This window comes from Enterobacter sp. MG-EB028, from assembly GCF_056673305.1.
The window spans coordinates 4,343,512-4,363,334 of sequence record NZ_CP195079.1 but is presented as its reverse complement, the minus strand read 5'-3'; the positions used below and the strand labels follow the sequence as shown (position 1 = coordinate 4,363,334).

Here is a 19,823-nt window from a genome sequence, read left to right as displayed (position 1 = left end):
CCCTGGTCGATTGACAGCATCAGTGACCAATCGCAATGATTGCGCAGGCCGCTTATGGCAGGGGGGAAAGGATGACGTCTATCGAGATATGGCTACGGCTAATACACACAGGTTCACTATGTGGCGATGGAATGCTGGAAGCGGCTGTGCAACTGCAGAAGCATGAAAACCTCGACGTGCCTGTCGTCAAAAGCGCCGGTCTGACAGCAAAACAGGTTGAACGGTTCTTTGCCCCAGATGAAAGTGAGCTGGAGCGTAGTCTGGCGTGGCTTGAGCAGCCGGGAAATCATTTATTGACGGCAAACCATCCACTTTATCCTCCTTTACTTCGAGCAATTCCTGATTATCCCGGGGCGTTATTCGTAAAAGGTAACCCTGAAACCCTTAATGCTGTCCAGCTGGCGGTAGTAGGCAGCCGTGCACCGTCATGGTATGGAGAGCGATGGGGAAAAATTCTGTGCGAACAACTTTCGCAATGTGGTTTCACGATCACCAGTGGGCTGGCCTGCGGTATTGACGGTGTTGCCCATAGTGCAGCGCTATCAGCAAAAGGGCGTAGCGTGGCCGTACTGGGGAACGGCCTGTTTAGCATTTATCCCCGTCGGCACCAGGCGCTGGCTATGCGATTAATCGAAGCTGACGGGGCGATAGTGTCTGAGTTTCCCCTTTCGGCGCAGCCCCGACCGGCAAACTTTCCGCGTCGTAACCGAATCATCAGCGGGCTTAGCCAGGGAGTATTGGTCGTTGAAGCGGCAGTGCGAAGCGGTTCGCTGGTCACGGCACGATGCGCGCTCGATCAGGGCAGGGAGGTTTTCGCCTTACCCGGCCCGATAGGTAACCCGGGGTGCGAAGGACCACACTGGCTGATAAAGCAGGGGGCGACGCCGGTAACAGAAGTGCGAGACATTCTTGAAAATTTGCAATATGGCTTGCAATGTCTGCAGGAAGATCCCGAAAAGCGACATTATTCATCAGATCAGGGAAAGGTGGCATTGCCATTTCCTAAGCTCCTGGCTAACGTAGGAGATGAGGTAACACCTGTTGACGTTGTCGCTGAACGTGCCGGCCAACCTGTGCCAGTAACGGTAGCACAGCTACTCGAACTGGAGTTAGCAGGGTGGATCGCAGCTGTACCCGGCGGCTATGTCCGATTAAGGAGGGCATGCCATGTTCGACGTACTGATGTATTTGTTTGAGACTTACATCCATAACGAAGCAGAAATGCGAGTGGATCAGGACAAATTGACACAGGATCTTACCGATGCGGGGTTTGAGCGGGAAGATATCTATAACGCGTTGATGTGGCTGGAAAAGCTGGCTGATTATCAGGAAGGCCTCGCCGAGCCGATGCAGCTTGCTTCTGACCCATTGTCAGTACGCATTTATACCGCTGAAGAGTGTGAAAGGCTGGATGCCAGCTGCCGGGGATTCATCTTATTCCTTGAGCAGATTCAGGTGCTAAACCTCGAAACGAGAGAAATGGTGATAGAGCGCGTCATGGCGCTGGATACGGCAGAATTTGAACTGGAAGATCTCAAATGGGTAATTCTGATGGTTCTGTTTAATATCCCGGGCTGTGAAAATGCCTATCAGCAAATGGAAGAATTACTCTTTGAAGTGAATGAAGGTATGCTGCACTAATTCAATGTGCAGCACCAAGAGTTGTTATGGCCAAATCAGCACTATTCACGGTGCATAAAAACGAGCCCTGCCCGCAGTGCGGGGCTGAGCTTGTTATTCGGTCCGGGAAACACGGCCCGTTTCTCGGTTGTTCACACTATCCGGAATGTGATTATGTCCGTCCTCTGAAAAGCCAGGCGGATGGACATATCGTCAAAATTCTGGAAGGACAGCTATGTCCTCTTTGTGGTGGTGAATTAGCGCTACGTCAGGGCCGTTTCGGTATGTTTATTGGCTGTAGCCGCTACCCGGAATGTGAGCATACGGAACAAATTGATAAGCCTGATGAAACGGCTATTGCGTGTCCCCAGTGTCAGCGCGGTCAGCTGGTACAACGCCGTTCTCGTTATGGTAAGACCTTTCATTCCTGCGATCGCTACCCTGAATGCCAGTTCGTTATCAATTTCAAACCGGTAGCGGGCGTCTGCATTCATTGCAACTATCCGCTACTTATCGAGAAGAAAACGGCGCAGGGTATGAAACGCTTCTGCGCCAGTAAACAATGTGGAAAGCCGGTTACGGCGGATCAAAATAGTGAATAATAACCTGCCATCAGGCTCCATTGCGCATGCAGTGGACGTACTGAAAAATGAAGAAGTCATCGCCTATCCAACTGAAGCTGTTTTTGGGGTCGGTTGCGATCCTGACAGCGAGACGGCTGTGAGCCGCCTGCTTGCCTTGAAACAAAGACCCGTCGAGAAAGGGCTGATTTTGATAGCTGCGAATTACGAGCAGCTTAAGCCCTACATCGATGACTCTATGCTGACGCCGGCGCAGCGCGAGACTATTTTTTCCGCATGGCCCGGTCCAGTGACCTTTGTTTTCCCGGCACAGCCGACAACGCCACGCTGGTTGACCGGACGCTTTGATTCCCTTGCCGTTCGCGTAACTGACCACCCGCTGGTAATAGAGCTTTGTCTGGCATTTGGTAAACCGCTGGTCTCAACCAGCGCCAACCTGACCGGATTGCCACCTTGTCGTACAACCGAAGAAGTGCTGGCACAGTTCGGGAACGACTTCCCGGTTGCTGTTGGAGAGACGGGAGGGCGCCTGAATCCGTCTGAAATTCGCGACGCTTTGACCGGCGAACGTTTTCGCCAGGGGTAATCTCATGGAAACCTATGCTGTTTTTGGTAATCCGATTGCGCACAGCAAGTCACCGCTGATCCATCAGCAATTTGCGAAGCAGCTGCAGATTAATCATCCCTATGGTCGCGTACTTGCACCGGTGGATGCATTTATTCCAACGCTGGAGGCTTTTTTCGCCGCCGGCGGTCAAGGCGCTAATGTGACGGTCCCTTTTAAAGAGGAAGCCTTCGGACGTGCGGATGAGCTTACCGAGCGTGCTTCGCTGGCTGGTGCAGTAAATACCCTGAAACGGCTTGAAGATGGACGCCTTCTGGGTGACAACACCGACGGAATAGGTTTGTTGAGCGATCTGGAACGACTGTCGTTTATTAAACCCGGTTTCCGGGTCCTGCTGATTGGTGCGGGTGGCGCATCGCGGGGAGTACTGTTGCCTCTGCTCTCTCTGGACTGTGCGGTGACCATTACCAACCGAACCTTTTCCCGGGCAGAAGCGCTGGCGGCGTTGTTTGCGCATACCGGCAGCGTAAGTGCGGCAGCGCCTGGCGATCTTGCCGGGCGTAAATTTGATCTGGTCATTAATGCCACCTCCAGCGGCATTAATGGAGAGATCCCGGCAATCCCCGCTTCTCTGGTAAGCCCTCATATGTACTTCTATGACATGTTTTATCAGAAAGGGAAGACGCCTTTTCTGAACTGGTGCGAGCAACACGGTGCGAAACAGCTAGCTGATGGACTGGGGATGCTGGTGGGTCAGGCTGCGCATGCGGTGCTGCTCTGGCATGGCGTGTTGCCTGCAGTCGAACCTGTCATTGAAAAGTTAAAGCAGGAGCTTTCGGCGTGAATCAGGCTATTCATTTCCCGGACAGAGAGAACTGGGATGAGAGTAAACAAGCGGTCTGTTTCCCGGTGCTGGTGCAGGGTATGCAATTGACCTGCGCCATTCATGGGGAAACGCTGTTGCGTCGCTTTGGCGGTTCAGATCCTATAGACATATTTTGCGAAAATCGCTGGGATCTGGAAGAGGAAGCCAGCGATTTAATTCGCGATCAGCAGGAAGACGATCAGGGCTGGGTTTGGTTGTCCTGATCCAAATAGTCATTCTTCCATTTTACGTAGTTGTTCGCTGAGTACTTCAGTCCTTCGATCTCTGCCTCCTTAAGGGGGCGGACCTGTTTTACCGGGCTTCCCAGATAGAGATAGCCGCTCTCCAGACGTTTGTTCTGCGGGACCAGGCTACCGGCCCCAATCATTACGTCATCTTCTACTATGACGCCATCCAGCAAAATCGATCCCATGCCAACCAGCACCCGATTACCGATAGTGCAGCCGTGAAGCATCACTTTATGACCGACGGTAACCTCTTCTCCAATGATGAGGGGATTACCCTGCGGGTTATAGGAGGATTTGTGGGTGACATGCAGAACGCTACCGTCCTGAATATTGGTACGGGCACCAATCGACACATAGTTAACATCTCCCCTGATCGCAACGAGTGGCCAGATACTGACGTCATCGGCCATTCGGACATCACCAATGACCACGCTGGTGGCATCGATCATCACGCGATCGCCTTTTTGGGGGAACAGATCTTTATATGGGCGTAATACTGCGGACATAACTACCTCTGAGGATGAGCGTTATACGGAAGACTTGATCATATTATTGGATCGAGGCAAGGCAAAAAACGTCAATATTTAAGCAGATCGGGCGGGATTTCAGCGAAAAGCGCGGAAAATCAGCAGTCGGAAAAAAAGATCTAAAAAATACTTGTGCTAAAAATTGGGATCCCTATAATGCGCCTCCATCGACACGGCGGATGTGAATCACTTCACAGACAACCCGGTCGGTTGAAGAGAAAAAATCCTGAAATAACGGGTTGACTCTGAAAGAGGAAAGCGTAATATACGCCACCTCGCAACGGTGAGCTGAAAGCCGCGTTGCAACTGCTCTTTAACAATTTATCAGACAATCTGTGTGGGCACTCAAAGTGACATGGATTCTTAATGTCTTCGGACAATAAATGAATACCAAGTCTCTGAGTGAACATGCGTAATTCATTACGAAGTTTAATTCACGAGCATCAAACTTAAATTGAAGAGTTTGATCATGGCTCAGATTGAACGCTGGCGGCAGGCCTAACACATGCAAGTCGAACGGTAGCACAGAGAGCTTGCTCTCGGGTGACGAGTGGCGGACGGGTGAGTAATGTCTGGGAAACTGCCTGATGGAGGGGGATAACTACTGGAAACGGTAGCTAATACCGCATAACGTCGCAAGACCAAAGAGGGGGACCTTCGGGCCTCTTGCCATCAGATGTGCCCAGATGGGATTAGCTAGTAGGTGGGGTAACGGCTCACCTAGGCGACGATCCCTAGCTGGTCTGAGAGGATGACCAGCCACACTGGAACTGAGACACGGTCCAGACTCCTACGGGAGGCAGCAGTGGGGAATATTGCACAATGGGCGCAAGCCTGATGCAGCCATGCCGCGTGTATGAAGAAGGCCTTCGGGTTGTAAAGTACTTTCAGCGGGGAGGAAGGCGATAAGGTTAATAACCTTGTCGATTGACGTTACCCGCAGAAGAAGCACCGGCTAACTCCGTGCCAGCAGCCGCGGTAATACGGAGGGTGCAAGCGTTAATCGGAATTACTGGGCGTAAAGCGCACGCAGGCGGTCTGTCAAGTCGGATGTGAAATCCCCGGGCTCAACCTGGGAACTGCATTCGAAACTGGCAGGCTAGAGTCTTGTAGAGGGGGGTAGAATTCCAGGTGTAGCGGTGAAATGCGTAGAGATCTGGAGGAATACCGGTGGCGAAGGCGGCCCCCTGGACAAAGACTGACGCTCAGGTGCGAAAGCGTGGGGAGCAAACAGGATTAGATACCCTGGTAGTCCACGCCGTAAACGATGTCGACTTGGAGGTTGTGCCCTTGAGGCGTGGCTTCCGGAGCTAACGCGTTAAGTCGACCGCCTGGGGAGTACGGCCGCAAGGTTAAAACTCAAATGAATTGACGGGGGCCCGCACAAGCGGTGGAGCATGTGGTTTAATTCGATGCAACGCGAAGAACCTTACCTACTCTTGACATCCAGAGAACTTAGCAGAGATGCTTTGGTGCCTTCGGGAACTCTGAGACAGGTGCTGCATGGCTGTCGTCAGCTCGTGTTGTGAAATGTTGGGTTAAGTCCCGCAACGAGCGCAACCCTTATCCTTTGTTGCCAGCGGTTAGGCCGGGAACTCAAAGGAGACTGCCAGTGATAAACTGGAGGAAGGTGGGGATGACGTCAAGTCATCATGGCCCTTACGAGTAGGGCTACACACGTGCTACAATGGCGCATACAAAGAGAAGCGACCTCGCGAGAGCAAGCGGACCTCATAAAGTGCGTCGTAGTCCGGATTGGAGTCTGCAACTCGACTCCATGAAGTCGGAATCGCTAGTAATCGTGGATCAGAATGCCACGGTGAATACGTTCCCGGGCCTTGTACACACCGCCCGTCACACCATGGGAGTGGGTTGCAAAAGAAGTAGGTAGCTTAACCTTCGGGAGGGCGCTTACCACTTTGTGATTCATGACTGGGGTGAAGTCGTAACAAGGTAACCGTAGGGGAACCTGCGGTTGGATCACCTCCTTACCTTAAAGAACCTGCCTTTGCAGTGCTCACACAGATTGTCTGATGAAAAGTAAGCAGCAAGGCGTCTTGCGATTGAGACTTCAGTGTCCCCTTCGTCTAGAGGCCCAGGACACCGCCCTTTCACGGCGGTAACAGGGGTTCGAATCCCCTAGGGGACGCCACTTGCTGGTGCGTGAGTGAAAGTCACCTGCCGTCATATCTCAAAACTGACTTACGAGTCATGTTTGAGATATTTGCTCTTTAAAAATCTGGATCAAGCTGAAAATTGAAACGACACACATGTTATGTGTGTTCGAGTCTCTCAAATTTTCGCAATCAGAAGTGAAACATCTTCGGGTTGTGAGGTTAAGCGACTAAGCGTACACGGTGGATGCCCTGGCAGTCAGAGGCGATGAAGGACGTGCTAATCTGCGAAAAGCGCCGGCGAGGTGATATGAACCTTTGACCCGGCGATGTCCGAATGGGGAAACCCAGTGCAATTCGTTGCACTATCGTTAACTGAATACATAGGTTAACGAGGCGAACCGGGGGAACTGAAACATCTAAGTACCCCGAGGAAAAGAAATCAACCGAGATTCCCCCAGTAGCGGCGAGCGAACGGGGAGCAGCCCGGAGTCTGAATCAGCTTGTGTGTTAGTGGAAGCGTCTGGAAAGTCGCAGGGTACAGGGTGATACTCCCGTACACGAAAGCACACAGGCTGTGAACTCGAAGAGTAGGGCGGGACACGTGGTATCCTGTCTGAATATGGGGGGACCATCCTCCAAGGCTAAATACTCCTGACTGACCGATAGTGAACCAGTACCGTGAGGGAAAGGCGAAAAGAACCCCGGCGAGGGGAGTGAAAAAGAACCTGAAACCGTGTACGTACAAGCAGTGGGAGCACCTTCGTGGTGTGACTGCGTACCTTTTGTATAATGGGTCAGCGACTTATATTCTGTAGCAAGGTTAACCGTATAGGGGAGCCGTAGGGAAACCGAGTCTTAACTGGGCGTTAAGTTGCAGGGTATAGACCCGAAACCCGGTGATCTAGCCATGGGCAGGTTGAAGGTTGGGTAACACTAACTGGAGGACCGAACCGACTAATGTTGAAAAATTAGCGGATGACCTGTGGCTGGGGGTGAAAGGCCAATCAAACCGGGAGATAGCTGGTTCTCCCCGAAAGCTATTTAGGTAGCGCCTCGTGAACTCATCTTCGGGGGTAGAGCACTGTTTCGGCTAGGGGGCCATCCCGGCTTACCAACCCGATGCAAACTACGAATACCGAAGAATGTTATCACGGGAGACACACGGCGGGTGCTAACGTCCGTCGTGAAGAGGGAAACAACCCAGACCGCCAGCTAAGGTCCCAAAGTCATGGTTAAGTGGGAAACGATGTGGGAAGGCACAGACAGCCAGGATGTTGGCTTAGAAGCAGCCATCATTTAAAGAAAGCGTAATAGCTCACTGGTCGAGTCGGCCTGCGCGGAAGATGTAACGGGGCTAAACCATGCACCGAAGCTGCGGCAGCGACGCTTATGCGTTGTTGGGTAGGGGAGCGTTCTGTAAGCCGTCGAAGGTGGCCTGTGAGGGCTGCTGGAGGTATCAGAAGTGCGAATGCTGACATAAGTAACGATAAAGCGGGTGAAAAGCCCGCTCGCCGGAAGACCAAGGGTTCCTGTCCAACGTTAATCGGGGCAGGGTGAGTCGACCCCTAAGGCGAGGCCGAAAGGCGTAGTCGATGGGAAACAGGTTAATATTCCTGTACTTGGTGTTACTGCGAAGGGGGGACGGAGAAGGCTATGTCAGCCGGGCGACGGTTGTCCCGGTTTAAGCGTGTAGGTGTGTGTTCCAGGCAAATCCGGTTCACTCTAACACTGAGGCGTGATGACGAGGCACTACGGTGCTGAAGTGATAAATGCCCTGCTTCCAGGAAAAGCCTCTAAGCATCAGGTAACACGAAATCGTACCCCAAACCGACACAGGTGGTCAGGTAGAGAATACCAAGGCGCTTGAGAGAACTCGGGTGAAGGAACTAGGCAAAATGGTGCCGTAACTTCGGGAGAAGGCACGCTGATATGTAGGTGAAGCCCCTGCGGGTGGAGCTGAAATCAGTCGAAGATACCAGCTGGCTGCAACTGTTTATTAAAAACACAGCACTGTGCAAACACGAAAGTGGACGTATACGGTGTGACGCCTGCCCGGTGCCGGAAGGTTAATTGATGGGGTTAGCGGCAACGCGAAGCTCTTGATCGAAGCCCCGGTAAACGGCGGCCGTAACTATAACGGTCCTAAGGTAGCGAAATTCCTTGTCGGGTAAGTTCCGACCTGCACGAATGGCGTAATGATGGCCAGGCTGTCTCCACCCGAGACTCAGTGAAATTGAACTCGCTGTGAAGATGCAGTGTACCCGCGGCAAGACGGAAAGACCCCGTGAACCTTTACTATAGCTTGACACTGAACACTGGTCCTTGATGTGTAGGATAGGTGGGAGGCTTTGAAGCGTGGACGCCAGTCTGCGTGGAGCCGTCCTTGAAATACCACCCTTTAATGGCTGGTGTTCTAACGTGGACCCGTAATCCGGGTTGCGGACAGTGTCTGGTGGGTAGTTTGACTGGGGCGGTCTCCTCCCAAAGAGTAACGGAGGAGCACGAAGGTTAGCTAATCCTGGTCGGACATCAGGAGGTTAGTGCAATGGCATAAGCTAGCTTGACTGCGAGAGTGACGGCTCGAGCAGGTGCGAAAGCAGGTCATAGTGATCCGGTGGTTCTGAATGGAAGGGCCATCGCTCAACGGATAAAAGGTACTCCGGGGATAACAGGCTGATACCGCCCAAGAGTTCATATCGACGGCGGTGTTTGGCACCTCGATGTCGGCTCATCACATCCTGGGGCTGAAGTAGGTCCCAAGGGTATGGCTGTTCGCCATTTAAAGTGGTACGCGAGCTGGGTTTAGAACGTCGTGAGACAGTTCGGTCCCTATCTGCCGTGGGCGCTGGAGAATTGAGGGGGGCTGCTCCTAGTACGAGAGGACCGGAGTGGACGCATCACTGGTGTTCGGGTTGTCATGCCAATGGCACTGCCCGGTAGCTAAATGCGGAAGAGATAAGTGCTGAAAGCATCTAAGCACGAAACTTGCCCCGAGATGAGTTCTCCCTGAGACTTTAAGTCTCCTGAAGGAACGTTGAAGACGACGACGTTGATAGGTCGGGTGTGTAAGCGCAGCGATGCGTTGAGCTAACCGATACTAATGAACCGTGAGGCTTAACCTTACAACGCCGAAGGTGTTTTGGCGGAAGAGACAGAAGATTTTCAGCCTTGATACAGATTAACAGAATTTGCCTGGCGGCTTTAGCGCGGTGGTCCCACCTGACCCCATGCCGAACTCAGAAGTGAAACGCCGTAGCGCCGATGGTAGTGTGGGGTCTCCCCATGTGAGAGTAGGGAACTGCCAGGCATCAAATTTAGCGTGCTGATATGGCTCAGTTGGTAGAGCGCACCCTTGGTAAGGGTGAGGTCCCCAGTTCGACTCTGGGTATCAGCACCACTTTATACTTAGGTTAAAGTTCGGCAAGAAGTAAAAGAATTTGTCTGGCGGCTTTAGCGCGGTGGTCCCACCTGACCCCATGCCGAACTCAGAAGTGAAACGCCGTAGCGCCGATGGTAGTGTGGGGTCTCCCCATGTGAGAGTAGGGAACTGCCAGACATCAAATAAGTGAGAAGGCCATCCGAAAGGATGGCCTTTTTGCGTTTATGCCCAGAAAAAACGGTAGGCCGGGTAAGGCGAAGCCGCCACCCGGCAGAGCAAACGGCTAATGAATCACCTGCGACAGGAATGCTCGCGTACGTTCTGACTTCGGATGCGCAAAGAACTCATCCGGCGGCGCCTGCTCAACAATCTCTCCGCGGTCCATAAAGATCACCCGGTCAGCTACCGTTCTGGCAAAACCCATCTCATGCGTTACGCACAACATCGTCATACCGGATTGCGCCAGCCCAATCATGGTATCCAGTACCTCTTTCACCATTTCGGGATCCAGCGCAGATGTCGGTTCGTCAAACAGCATGATTTTGGGTTTCATGCACAGCGAACGGGCGATAGCCACACGCTGCTGTTGCCCGCCCGAGATCTGGCCGGGAAACTTATTGGCATGCTCCGCGATACGAACGCGTTCCAGGTAGTGCATCGCCAGCGCTTCCGCTTCCTGTTTCGGCATTTTTCGGACCCAAATAGGCGCAAGCGTACAGTTCTGCAGAACGGTCAGGTGTGGAAAAAGATTAAAGTGCTGGAATACCATACCCACTTCCTGGCGCACGCGTTCGATATTGCGGATATCTTCATTCAGCTCGATGCCATCTACAACAATGCGTCCTTGCTGATGTTCTTCAAGATGGTTAATACAGCGAATGGTTGTGGATTTACCTGAACCGGAAGGGCCGCAAAGGACGATGCGTTCGCCTTGCTTTACCTTAAGATTAATGTCTTTCAGGACATGAAACTGTCCATACCATTTATTCACATTTTCCAGCGTAATCATCGCGTCGGCGGGTGTCATAGTTATTTGGCTCATAATTTCCTCAGTGCGGTGTACGCCCGGTGTTAAAGCGCTTTTCCAGATGCTGGCTGTAGCGCGACATGCTAAAACAAAAGATCCAGTAGATCAGAGCGGCAAAGACATATCCTTCGGTGGACATGCCCAGCCAGACAGGGTCAACGGTTGCCTGTTGAACGCTGCTAAAGAGATCGAACAATCCGATGATGATCACCAGGCTGGTATCTTTAAAGAGAGCAATGATCGTATTGACCAGTCCAGGGATAACCAGCTTGAGCGCTTGCGGAAGGATCACCAGCCCCTGCGTCTTCCAGTAACCGAGCGCCAGCGATTCCGCCGCTTCGTACTGGCCTTTGGGCAACGCCTGCAGGCCACCGCGTACAACTTCAGCGACATAGGCGGACTGGAAGAGAATCACCCCGACCAGGGCACGGATCAGTTTGTCTATCGTTGTACCCTCTGCCATAAACAGCGGCAGCATGACCGACGACATAAACAGTACGGTGATGAGCGGTACTCCGCGCCAGAACTCAATGAAGATAACGGAGAGCACGCGAACGACCGGCATTTTTGAACGGCGTCCCAGGGCCAGTAAAATCCCCCACGGTAGCGCGCCGGCTATCCCCACTGAAGCGATAATCAATGTCAACGTCAGACCGCCCCACTGGCGTGTTTCAACGCGTTCCAGCCCCAGGAAACCGCCATACATCAGCACCCAGACAATAATCGGATAAACCACTGCCCAGACGGCAATATAGCGTCCACGATGAGGTAGCTTTTTCCAGAACATGACCGCGACAGAGAGCAGGCCGATAACCAGCGCCAGATTAATCCGCCAGCGCTGTTCATGGGGATACAATCCATACATGAACTGACCGAAACGTTCATGAATAAATACCCAGCAGGCACCGGCTTTTGTGCAGTCAGCTCGGGTTGAACCGACCCAGTTGGCCTGTAAAAACGCCCAGTTCAGCAGGGGAGGAATCAATTCCCACATGAGCCACAGGCAGACAATCGTCAGCAGGCTGTTGCTCCAGCTGGAGAACAGATTCTTGCGCGCCCAGAGAATGAAACGTCCACCTGTCGAGCTGGCAGGGCGCGAGGAGTGCGACAGTATCGCTTTTGTCATCATAGATCCTTAGCGCTCGACCAGTGCTATACGACGGTTATAAAGGTTCATCAGCAATGAAATCACCAGGCTGATGATCAAATAGACAGACATGGTGATGGCGATGGTTTCAATGGCTTGTCCGGTCTGGTTAAGCACGGTTCCGGCGAACAGAGACACCATATCCGGATAACCAATGGCAGCAGCCAGCGATGAGTTTTTGACAATGTTAAGATACTGGCTGGTCAGAGGCGGAATAATCACCCGTAGAGCCTGAGGAATAATGACCTGGCGAAGCGTCACGGTATTCGGCAAACCGAGTGAGCGTGCCGCCTCGTGCTGACCGTAAGGCACAGCCTGAATCCCGGAACGGATGATTTCCGCAATAAATGCGGAGGTATAAATCGAAAGCGCCAGCGTTAATGCGGCCAGTTCAGGAATTAATACCATCCCTCCCTGGAAGTTGAACCCGCGCAGATGGGGAATATCCCAGTGCAAGGCCGCACCAAAAAGCCAGTGAGCAACTAACGGTAAGCCAACAAGTAGCACAGCGCCAGTTGGCCATGTTTTACGAAGCTGCCCGGTTTTAATCTGGTGCTTACGGTTATAGCGAAACAGGCCGACAGAAATGGCGAGTGCAATAACAACGGCGACGATAAAGGCGTAAAGCCCTTCGGCTACCTGAGGAGAGGGGATGTATAACCCACGGTTACTGAGAAAAAACAGCTCAAACGCATCGACGGCCTGGCGGGGGCCAGGAAGGTTACGCAGCACCGCGAAATACCAAAAAAATATCTGCAGCAGCGGTGGGATGTTGCGGAATGTCTCAATATAAATGGTTGAAAGTTTCCGCAGGAGCCAGTTTTCAGAAAGGCGCGCCAGCCCAATAAAGAAGCCCAGGATGGAAGCGAAGACAATACACAGTGCGGATACCAGCAGCGTATTCAGTAAACCGACCACAAACACGCGTCCGTACGTGTCACCTTCCTGGTAGTCAATAAGGTGCTGAACAATCCCAAACCCTGCGCTGCGATCCAGAAACGCAAACCCGGAGGTGATACCGCGATTATTCAGGTTCGTGATGGTGTTATGGATGAGATACACGGCGATAAGAACAACCGCAACAATAGCAATAATCTGGAATAGCCAGGCGCGGACCGCGGGATGAGAAAAGGATAGCGATCCTTTTACGGCTGAGCGGCGATGGGACATAAAGAAACCTCAGTAACCATGACTCTGGAGTGGGCACTGCCCGAGCAGTGCCCGTTACAGCTATGACTTAACGTACTGGTGGCGCGTACTGAATACCGCCGTTATTCCAGAGATTGTTCTGGCCGCGTTTGATCTTCAGCGGGCTTTCCGATCCCACGTTACGCTCAAAGATCTCAGCATAGTTACCCACCTGTTTGATGATGTTGTAAGCCCACTTGTTATCCAGCTTCAGGTCCTTGCCGAAATCACCTTCTTTACCGAGCAGGTGCGCCATATCCGGGGTAGAAGGATTCGCCGCTTTCTCATCGACGTTTTTCGAGTTGATGCCCATCTCTTCTGCGTTCAGCATGGCAAACAGCGTCCAGCGAACAATGGAGAACCAGTCTTCATCGCCACGGCGTACAACGGGGCCGAGAGGTTCTTTGGAGATCACTTCAGGCAGGACAACCCACTCTGCCGGGTTGCTCAGCTTAATGCGTAAGGCATACAGCTGTGACTGGTCAGAGGCCAGCGTGTCGCATCGACCGGATTCCAGCGCTTTGGCTGACTCATCCGAGCGGTCGAAAGTCACAGGGGTGTATTTCATCTTATTTGCTTTGAAATAATCCGCGACGTTCAACTCGGTATCGGTGCCCGCCTGGATACACACGGTGGCGCCATCGAGCTCTTTGGCGCTTTTCAGGCCCGCTTTGTTGTGGGTCAGGAAGCCGATGCCGTCGTAATAGGTCACGCCGGTAAATGTCATCCCCATGCCTGCATCGCGGGAAGAGGTCCAGGTGGTATTACGGGAGAGCATGTCGACTTCACCGGACTGCAGCGCCGTAAAGCGTTCTTTCGCCGTCAGCGGGGTGTATTTTACTTTGCTGTCATCGCCAAAAACGGCGGCTGCAACGCCACGGCAGACATCCACATCGATACCGGTAAATTTGCCGTTCGCATCGGCATAAGAGAAGCCAGGCAAACCGTCACTGATACCGCATTGAACAAAACCTTTCTTTTTAACGGCATCCAGTGTCGTTCCCGCATGGGCTTGACCGGCTACGGCAAACAACATGCCTGCAGCGGCCAGGCTGGCTATCATCGTCTTTTTCATAATGCATCCTGTGTGGCGAAATTTATCGTTATAGAAGCGTTTTAAGCGCTTAACCTGTCTGTGGCGTTGGCCAACGTTTATAAAGCAAACGTAATGCCAGTTTTGCGTTCGACGAAATAAGAGACGAGTGAACGCTTAATGCTGAGTGTAGACAGGCTTAAATAAAACGAGCGCCCCGAAACGGTGCGAAATTACAACCTGTGCCACAAATCGGAGCAAAAGTTTTGAGTCGGGTCAGGAAAAAGAAGAGGTAGTTTCCAGGGTGAATATTGGCAGGGTATTCAATAATATTAATGTGTGAAAATCATCACGATAGAATAAGTAATTTGAATGAGTATGCGAAAAACTTGTGACTGACTTCAGTCTTGGATTAATTACGTGAATAAATACGGGGCTATTTTTTTACTTATTTGAAAATACTGCACCCATTAAAAGCAAAAGCGCGGCCAGAGCCGCGCTTTCTGAACAGATGTTACTTCGTCAGGGCAACAATACCCAACGTCAAACCTGCCACTGCGGCAGCACCGCCGGCGATAGCACCTGCTGTTTCCCAGTTATCCTGGGTGGTGCCTTTCATACAGGTATTGGTATGAACCAGTCGACCCTGGTCATCGTAAACCGGTACACATGGAGAGTCGTGCGCGCAACCAGCAAGCAGCGCAGCGAGAAGTGCAACGGAAATGAATCTTTTCATGATGTTACCTCAGTATTATTTCTCATTCGCTACAAAGCCAGGAGGGCTATTAACGAACTGGAGATTATTTTACCACCAGGGTAAGTCCCCGTTACACGAGGAATAATCTCAAATTATGTAGTTTGTAAAAATCATGGAGAAAAGTCGGGTTCAGGATGAATTCATGGAGAAATTATGAAGTGGCAAGATGGTGTTTTTACTTAATGCAAACTCATGCATTTTTAATAATCAACCCTCTAATATCTAATCCATTGTTTATATTAAAAATAAAAAAGGCACCAAAAGGTGCCTTTCAGAGATACATTACTCTTTATGGCTGGTGAAGCGTCGCCGGACCACCACAAAGAAGACGGGCACGAAGAAAATTGCCAGAAGCGTTGCGGAAAGCATGCCTCCCATCACGCCCGTACCGACGGCATTTTGCGCACCGCTCCCGGCCCCGGTACTGATCACCAGCGGCATGACGCCAAGGATAAAGGCCAGGGAGGTCATCAGGATCGGACGAAGGCGCATTCTTGAGGCTTCCAGGGTGGCTTCAACGATCCCTTTACCTTCTTTCTCCATCAGGTCTTTAGCAAATTCGACGATCAGGATGGCGTTTTTCGCCGATAGCCCAATCGTCGTCAGCAGGCCGACCTGGAAATAGACGTCATTGTTTAACCCGCGCAGCGACGCCGCGAAAAGGGCCCCGATGACGCCCAGCGGCACAACCAGCATAACGGAGAAGGGAATGGACCAGCTTTCATACAGCGCTGCCAGACACAGGAACACCACGATCAGTGAAATGGCGTACAGTGCAGGCGCCTGGTTACCGGAAAGGCGCTCCTGATAAGACATTCCCGTCCAGTCATAGCCGATGCCGGAAGGCAGTTTTGCCGCCAGGCTTTCCATCATCACCATGGCCTCACCGGTACTTTTTCCAGGGGCTGATTCACCGAGGATTTCCATGGACGGCATGCCGTTGTAGCGTTCCAGACGAGGAGAACCGTAAACCCAGTGAGCGCTGCTAAAGGATGAGAACGGCACCATTTCCCCATTCGCGCTGCGTACGTAGAGGTTGTTGATGTCCCCCGGCAGCATACGGAATTTCGCATCCGCCTGGACGTAAACTTTTTTCACGCGGCCATGATCGATAAAGTCATTCACATAGGTACCACCTAATGCCGTCGATATCGTCTGGTTGACGTCAGATATGCTAATACCCAGCGCCTGCGCTTTCTCCTGATCGACATCCAGCTTGAACTGCGGGGTATCCTCCAGACCGTTAGGACGCACGCGAACCAGCAGATCAGGGTGCTCTTTCACCATGCCAAGCAGCTGATTACGCGCCTGCGTCAGCTGGGTATGCCCCAGGTTTGCCTGATCGATAAGTTCAAAGTCGAAGCCCGTTGCGGTTCCCAGCTCGATAATAGCCGGCAGGTTAAACGGGAACACAAGGCCGTCTTTAATCTGGCTGAATGCTCTTGTTGCACGGCCGACGATTGCCTCAACGCTATTTTCTTCCCCCGAACGTTCTTCCCAGGGCTTCAGGCTGACGAAGGCAATACCGGAGTTCTGGCCCTGGCCGCTAAAGCTAAAGCCGTTCACCGTAAACACGGATTCAACGTTCGCCTTCTCTTTATTCAGGTAGTAGTCCTGAACCTGGTCGAGAACCTGCTGAGTCCGCGTCTGGGTCGCACCAGCCGGGAGTTGAACCATTGTCATAAACACCCCCTGATCCTCTTCGGGCAGGAAGGAGGTGGGTAAGCGCAGAAACAGCACCGCCATCCCACCAACAATTATGACGTACACCACCAGATAGCGACCGGTCTTACGCAAAATACCGCTCACGCTGTTACTGTAGTGCTCCACGCTCTTATCAAAGAGTGCATTAAACCAGCCAAAGAACCCCCCTTTTTTCTCATGATGATCGCCAGAGACGGGTTTAAGCAACGTTGCGCACAGTGCGGGCGTCAGGATCAGCGCAACCAGCACGGAGAGCGCCATGGCGGAAACGATAGTCAGTGAGAACTGGCGATAGATGGCTCCCGTCGAGCCGCCAAAAAAGGCCATCGGAACAAAGACCGCCGAGAGGACCATAGCGATCCCCACCAGCGCGCCCTGGATCTGCCCCATCGACTTCTGCGTGGCCTCTTTCGGTGGCAGCTTGTCCTCAACCATCACGCGCTCAACGTTCTCGACCACCACGATGGCGTCATCAACCAATAGCCCTATCGCCAGCACCATCCCGAACATCGTCAGGGTGTTGATAGAGAAACCGAACGCCGCCAGAACCGCGAAGGTACCCAGAAGAACCACCGGCACCGCGATAGTTGGGATGAGCGTCGCCCGCAGGTTTTGCAAGAACAAATACATGACCAGGAAGACCAGAACGATCGCTTCAAACAGGGTCTTCACCACTTCATGAATAGAAATTTTCACAAATGGGGTGGTGTCATAGGGGTAGACGACCTTAAGCCCCTGCGGGAAGAACTGTTGCAGTTGCGCCAGCTTGCTCTTGATGGCTGCCGCTGTATCCAGCGCGTTTGCCCCGGTTGCCAGCTTAATCCCCAGACCGGTGGCGGCCTGCCCGTTGATTTTGGTCACCATGTTGTAGTTTTCGCCACCCAGCTCAATGCGAGCGACATCCTTCAGGTGAACCATCGAGCCATCCTGATTTACCTTGAGCGTCACGCGGCCAAACTCCTCCGGTGATTTCAGGCGGGTTTGCGCGATGATGGAGGCATTCAGCTGCTGCCCGGGCACAGACGGCGTGCCGCCCAACTGGCCTGCCGCAATCTGGTCGTTCTGAGTTTTCAACTGGTTGATAATATCCAGCGGCGTCAGCTGGTATTTATTCATTGCATTGCTGTCGAGCCAGATGCGCATCGCATACTGGGCACCAAACAGCTGAACGTCGCCGACGCCCGTCGTTCGGCTGATGGCATCTTTGACGTTCGAGGCGACATAGTCGGAGATATCATCCTGAGTAAGGTTTTTGTTGTCCGAAACAAAACCGGCGACCAGCAGGAAGCTGCTGCTGGATTTCTCAACGCCAATCCCTTGCTGCTGTACCTCTTGCGGCAGCAGCGGCATGGCGAGCTGCAGCTTGTTCTGCACCTGCACCTGGGCGATGTCCGGATCCGTTCCTGATTCGAAGGTCAGCGTAATGGTGACGTTACCCGCTGAATCGCTGGTGGAAGACATATACATCAGGTTATCGATACCGTTCATGTTCTGTTCGATAACCTGGGTCACGGTATCCTGCACCGTCTGGGCGTCAGCGCCGGGGTAGGTTGCGGAAATCGCCACGGCAGGCGGGGCAATCGTTGGATACTGGGCGACGGGCAGTTTGAGAATAGCCAGGCCGCCAGCAATCATTAGAATGATGGAAAGCACCCAGGCGAAAACTGGCCTCTGAATAAAGAAATTAGCCATGTCGTCGTTCCTTAACCGGCGGGAGTCGTGGTGGTATCTGGCGTGGCGACGACGGTAGCGCCGGGTCTGACTTTTTGTAATCCGCTGACGATCACGCGGTCACCGTTTTTCAGCCCTTCCGTCACCAGCCAGCGATCGCCAATGGCCTGGGGCGCAACGACGGTACGTGATTCAACCTGGTTTTTATCGTTTACCACCAGCACGGTTGCGTCGCCTCGCGGCGTGCGGGTCACGCCCTGCTGCGGAACCAGAATGGCATCTGGCTGTGTTCCCTCATCTATACGGGCGCGAACAAACATCCCAGGTAACAGCATGTGTTGAGGATTCGGGAAAATGGCACGCAGCGTGATTGAGCCGGTGCTTTCATCCACCGTAACGTCGGAGAACTGCAGGGTGCCTTTCAGCGGATAGGGCTGGCCATTCTCCATCAGCAGCTCAACGCTGCTGGCCGTATCTCCTTTTTGCAGGCTCGTCTGCTTCAGTCGCATGAATTCATTGCTTGACTGGGTGACATCGACATAAATCGGATCGAGTTGCTGGACCGTTGCCAGCGCCGCGGCCTGTCCGTTCGTGACGAGCGCCCCTTCCGTTACGCTGGATTTACCGATGCGGCCATCGACAGGGGACGTCACTTTGGTATACGCAAGGTTGATACGTGCGCTTTCAACGCCCGCTTTTGCGGCGACGACGCTGGCATCTGCCTGCTGGGCGGTGGCCACGGCCTGGTCATACTCCTGTTTGCTGACGTACTGCGTCCCCACCAGAGGCAGATAACGTTTCACCGTCAGGTGTGCAATTTTGGCCGCCGCCTGCGCCTTTGCCAGCTCGCCTTTCGCGCTGTCGTAAGCCGCCTGATAGGTCGCAGGATCAATCTGATACAGTGAATCCCCTGCTTTTACATCGCTACCTTCCGTGAAGTTGCGACGCAGAATAATACCGCTAACCTGTGGACGAACCTCCGCAACGCGGAACGCATCGGTTCTGCCCGGTAGTTCAGTTGTGACAGCCAGCGGCGCGCTTTTCACGATATGGACGCTGACCTGAGGCGCCTGCGCATGTTGTTGATGATTTTCCTGGCCATCGCATCCAGTGAGCAGCACAGCGCAGACAATGAAACCGGCTAAGGGTAAACGTCTGAAATGATTCGTCATTACTGTTCCTTTAAATACCCATTAACCGATGTTTGCCGTAGATCGGTAGTTGGGGCAGAGGGAAAAAATAAAATGTAGCTGCGTATAATAATGAGGGTATTTAATGTTTTTTAATTTATAAGTGCGAATAACGAGGCCCTGGAGGAAAATCAGAATCAGTCCCGTAGAAAATACGGATATACTTCTGCCCGGTAAATCAGATTAATAGAGCTTAATGGATAA

14 protein-coding genes, 2 tRNA genes and 4 rRNA genes are annotated in these 19,823 nt (G+C 52.6%); 12 read left to right on the top strand and 8 right to left on the bottom strand.

Going from position 1 to position 19,823, the window contains the following annotated elements; all coding sequences use genetic code 11:
• Positions 1-71: 71 nt before the first annotated feature.
• From dprA to ACR42C_RS20660, 6 genes are read left to right on the top strand one after another with little or no spacing between them, the layout of a single operon-like run.
• On the top strand, positions 72-1,196 hold the full coding sequence (gene dprA / locus ACR42C_RS20685) for a DNA-protecting protein DprA (RefSeq protein WP_163331144.1): 1,125 nt from the start codon (positions 72-74) through the stop codon (positions 1,194-1,196).
• Positions 1,168-1,641 (top strand): DUF494 family protein Smg, encoded by a 474-nt coding sequence (gene smg / locus ACR42C_RS20680; protein ID WP_008503477.1) that lies wholly within the window; start codon positions 1,168-1,170, stop codon positions 1,639-1,641. Before dprA ends, smg begins: the two co-directional genes overlap by 29 nt.
• Before the next feature lie 26 nt (positions 1,642-1,667).
• Positions 1,668-2,222, top strand: a complete 555-nt coding sequence (locus tag ACR42C_RS20675) for a DNA topoisomerase family protein (RefSeq protein WP_116344084.1) — start codon at positions 1,668-1,670, stop codon at positions 2,220-2,222.
• Entirely contained in the window at positions 2,215-2,787 is a 573-nt protein-coding gene (tsaC, locus tag ACR42C_RS20670; protein WP_166712485.1) for an L-threonylcarbamoyladenylate synthase type 1 TsaC, read from the top strand. The genes ACR42C_RS20675 and tsaC overlap by 8 nt, the downstream gene beginning before the upstream one ends.
• Before the next feature lie 4 nt (positions 2,788-2,791).
• Positions 2,792-3,610 (top strand): shikimate dehydrogenase, encoded by an 819-nt coding sequence (gene aroE, locus ACR42C_RS20665; RefSeq protein WP_479984509.1) that lies wholly within the window; start codon positions 2,792-2,794, stop codon positions 3,608-3,610.
• Positions 3,607-3,855: a DUF1488 family protein gene (locus ACR42C_RS20660; RefSeq protein ID WP_166712481.1), complete on the top strand. Its 249-nt coding sequence runs from the start codon at positions 3,607-3,609 to the stop codon at positions 3,853-3,855. Before aroE ends, ACR42C_RS20660 begins: the two co-directional genes overlap by 4 nt.
• Here ACR42C_RS20660 and ACR42C_RS20655 read toward each other — a convergent pair.
• On the bottom strand, positions 3,831-4,385 hold the full coding sequence (locus ACR42C_RS20655) for a gamma carbonic anhydrase family protein (protein ID WP_316380280.1): 555 nt from the start codon (positions 4,383-4,385) through the stop codon (positions 3,831-3,833). The two genes, ACR42C_RS20660 and ACR42C_RS20655, sit on opposite strands and share 25 nt — an antisense overlap.
• Before the next feature lie 472 nt (positions 4,386-4,857).
• On the opposite strand from ACR42C_RS20655, the gene ACR42C_RS20650 reads away from it, so the two are divergent.
• The 6 genes from ACR42C_RS20650 to rrf (ACR42C_RS20625) all read left to right on the top strand — a co-directional run bounded on the left by ACR42C_RS20650 (position 4,858) and on the right by rrf (ACR42C_RS20625) (position 10,079).
• A 16S ribosomal RNA gene (locus ACR42C_RS20650) occupies positions 4,858-6,397 on the top strand.
• Between the two features lie 85 nt (positions 6,398-6,482).
• Positions 6,483-6,558: transfer RNA gene (locus ACR42C_RS20645), tRNA-Glu, on the top strand.
• A gap of 182 nt (positions 6,559-6,740) precedes the next feature.
• Positions 6,741-9,645 (top strand): 23S ribosomal RNA (locus ACR42C_RS20640).
• A gap of 69 nt (positions 9,646-9,714) precedes the next feature.
• Positions 9,715-9,830 (top strand): 5S ribosomal RNA (gene rrf, locus ACR42C_RS20635).
• A gap of 14 nt (positions 9,831-9,844) precedes the next feature.
• A tRNA-Thr gene (locus tag ACR42C_RS20630) sits at positions 9,845-9,920 on the top strand.
• Between the two features lie 43 nt (positions 9,921-9,963).
• A 5S ribosomal RNA gene (gene rrf / locus ACR42C_RS20625) occupies positions 9,964-10,079 on the top strand.
• The 16S, 23S and 5S rRNA genes sit together here with 2 tRNA genes alongside, the layout of an rRNA operon.
• Before the next feature lie 106 nt (positions 10,080-10,185).
• Here rrf (ACR42C_RS20625) and ACR42C_RS20620 read toward each other — a convergent pair.
• The 7 genes from ACR42C_RS20620 to ACR42C_RS20590 all read right to left on the bottom strand — a co-directional run bounded on the left by ACR42C_RS20620 (position 10,186) and on the right by ACR42C_RS20590 (position 19,601).
• On the bottom strand, positions 10,186-10,944 hold the full coding sequence (locus tag ACR42C_RS20620; RefSeq protein WP_014885454.1) for an amino acid ABC transporter ATP-binding protein: 759 nt from the start codon (positions 10,942-10,944) through the stop codon (positions 10,186-10,188).
• A 7-nt stretch (positions 10,945-10,951) separates the two neighbouring features.
• Positions 10,952-12,055 (bottom strand): amino acid ABC transporter permease, encoded by a 1,104-nt coding sequence (locus tag ACR42C_RS20615; RefSeq protein ID WP_316379829.1) that lies wholly within the window; start codon positions 12,053-12,055, stop codon positions 10,952-10,954.
• A gap of 9 nt (positions 12,056-12,064) precedes the next feature.
• Positions 12,065-13,246 carry an amino acid ABC transporter permease gene (locus ACR42C_RS20610; protein ID WP_116343553.1) on the bottom strand — a complete coding sequence of 394 codons (1,182 nt, stop codon included), beginning with the start codon at positions 13,244-13,246 and terminating at the stop codon, positions 12,065-12,067.
• Between the two features lie 67 nt (positions 13,247-13,313).
• The gene (locus tag ACR42C_RS20605) at positions 13,314-14,339 is read right to left on the bottom strand and encodes an amino acid ABC transporter substrate-binding protein (RefSeq protein WP_116343552.1); all 1,026 of its coding nucleotides are present in this window, start codon (positions 14,337-14,339) and stop codon (positions 13,314-13,316) included.
• 472 nt (positions 14,340-14,811) lie between these two features.
• A complete protein-coding gene (locus ACR42C_RS20600) occupies positions 14,812-15,033 on the bottom strand; it encodes a lipoprotein (RefSeq protein WP_008502867.1) in 222 nt (73 codons plus the stop codon).
• Between the two features lie 303 nt (positions 15,034-15,336).
• Complete coding sequence (locus tag ACR42C_RS20595; protein ID WP_320721222.1) at positions 15,337-18,450, bottom strand: efflux RND transporter permease subunit; 3,114 nt, start codon at positions 18,448-18,450, stop codon at positions 15,337-15,339.
• 11 nt (positions 18,451-18,461) lie between these two features.
• On the bottom strand, positions 18,462-19,601 hold the full coding sequence (locus ACR42C_RS20590; RefSeq protein ID WP_116343550.1) for an efflux RND transporter periplasmic adaptor subunit: 1,140 nt from the start codon (positions 19,599-19,601) through the stop codon (positions 18,462-18,464).
• Positions 19,602-19,823 lie beyond the last annotated feature (222 nt).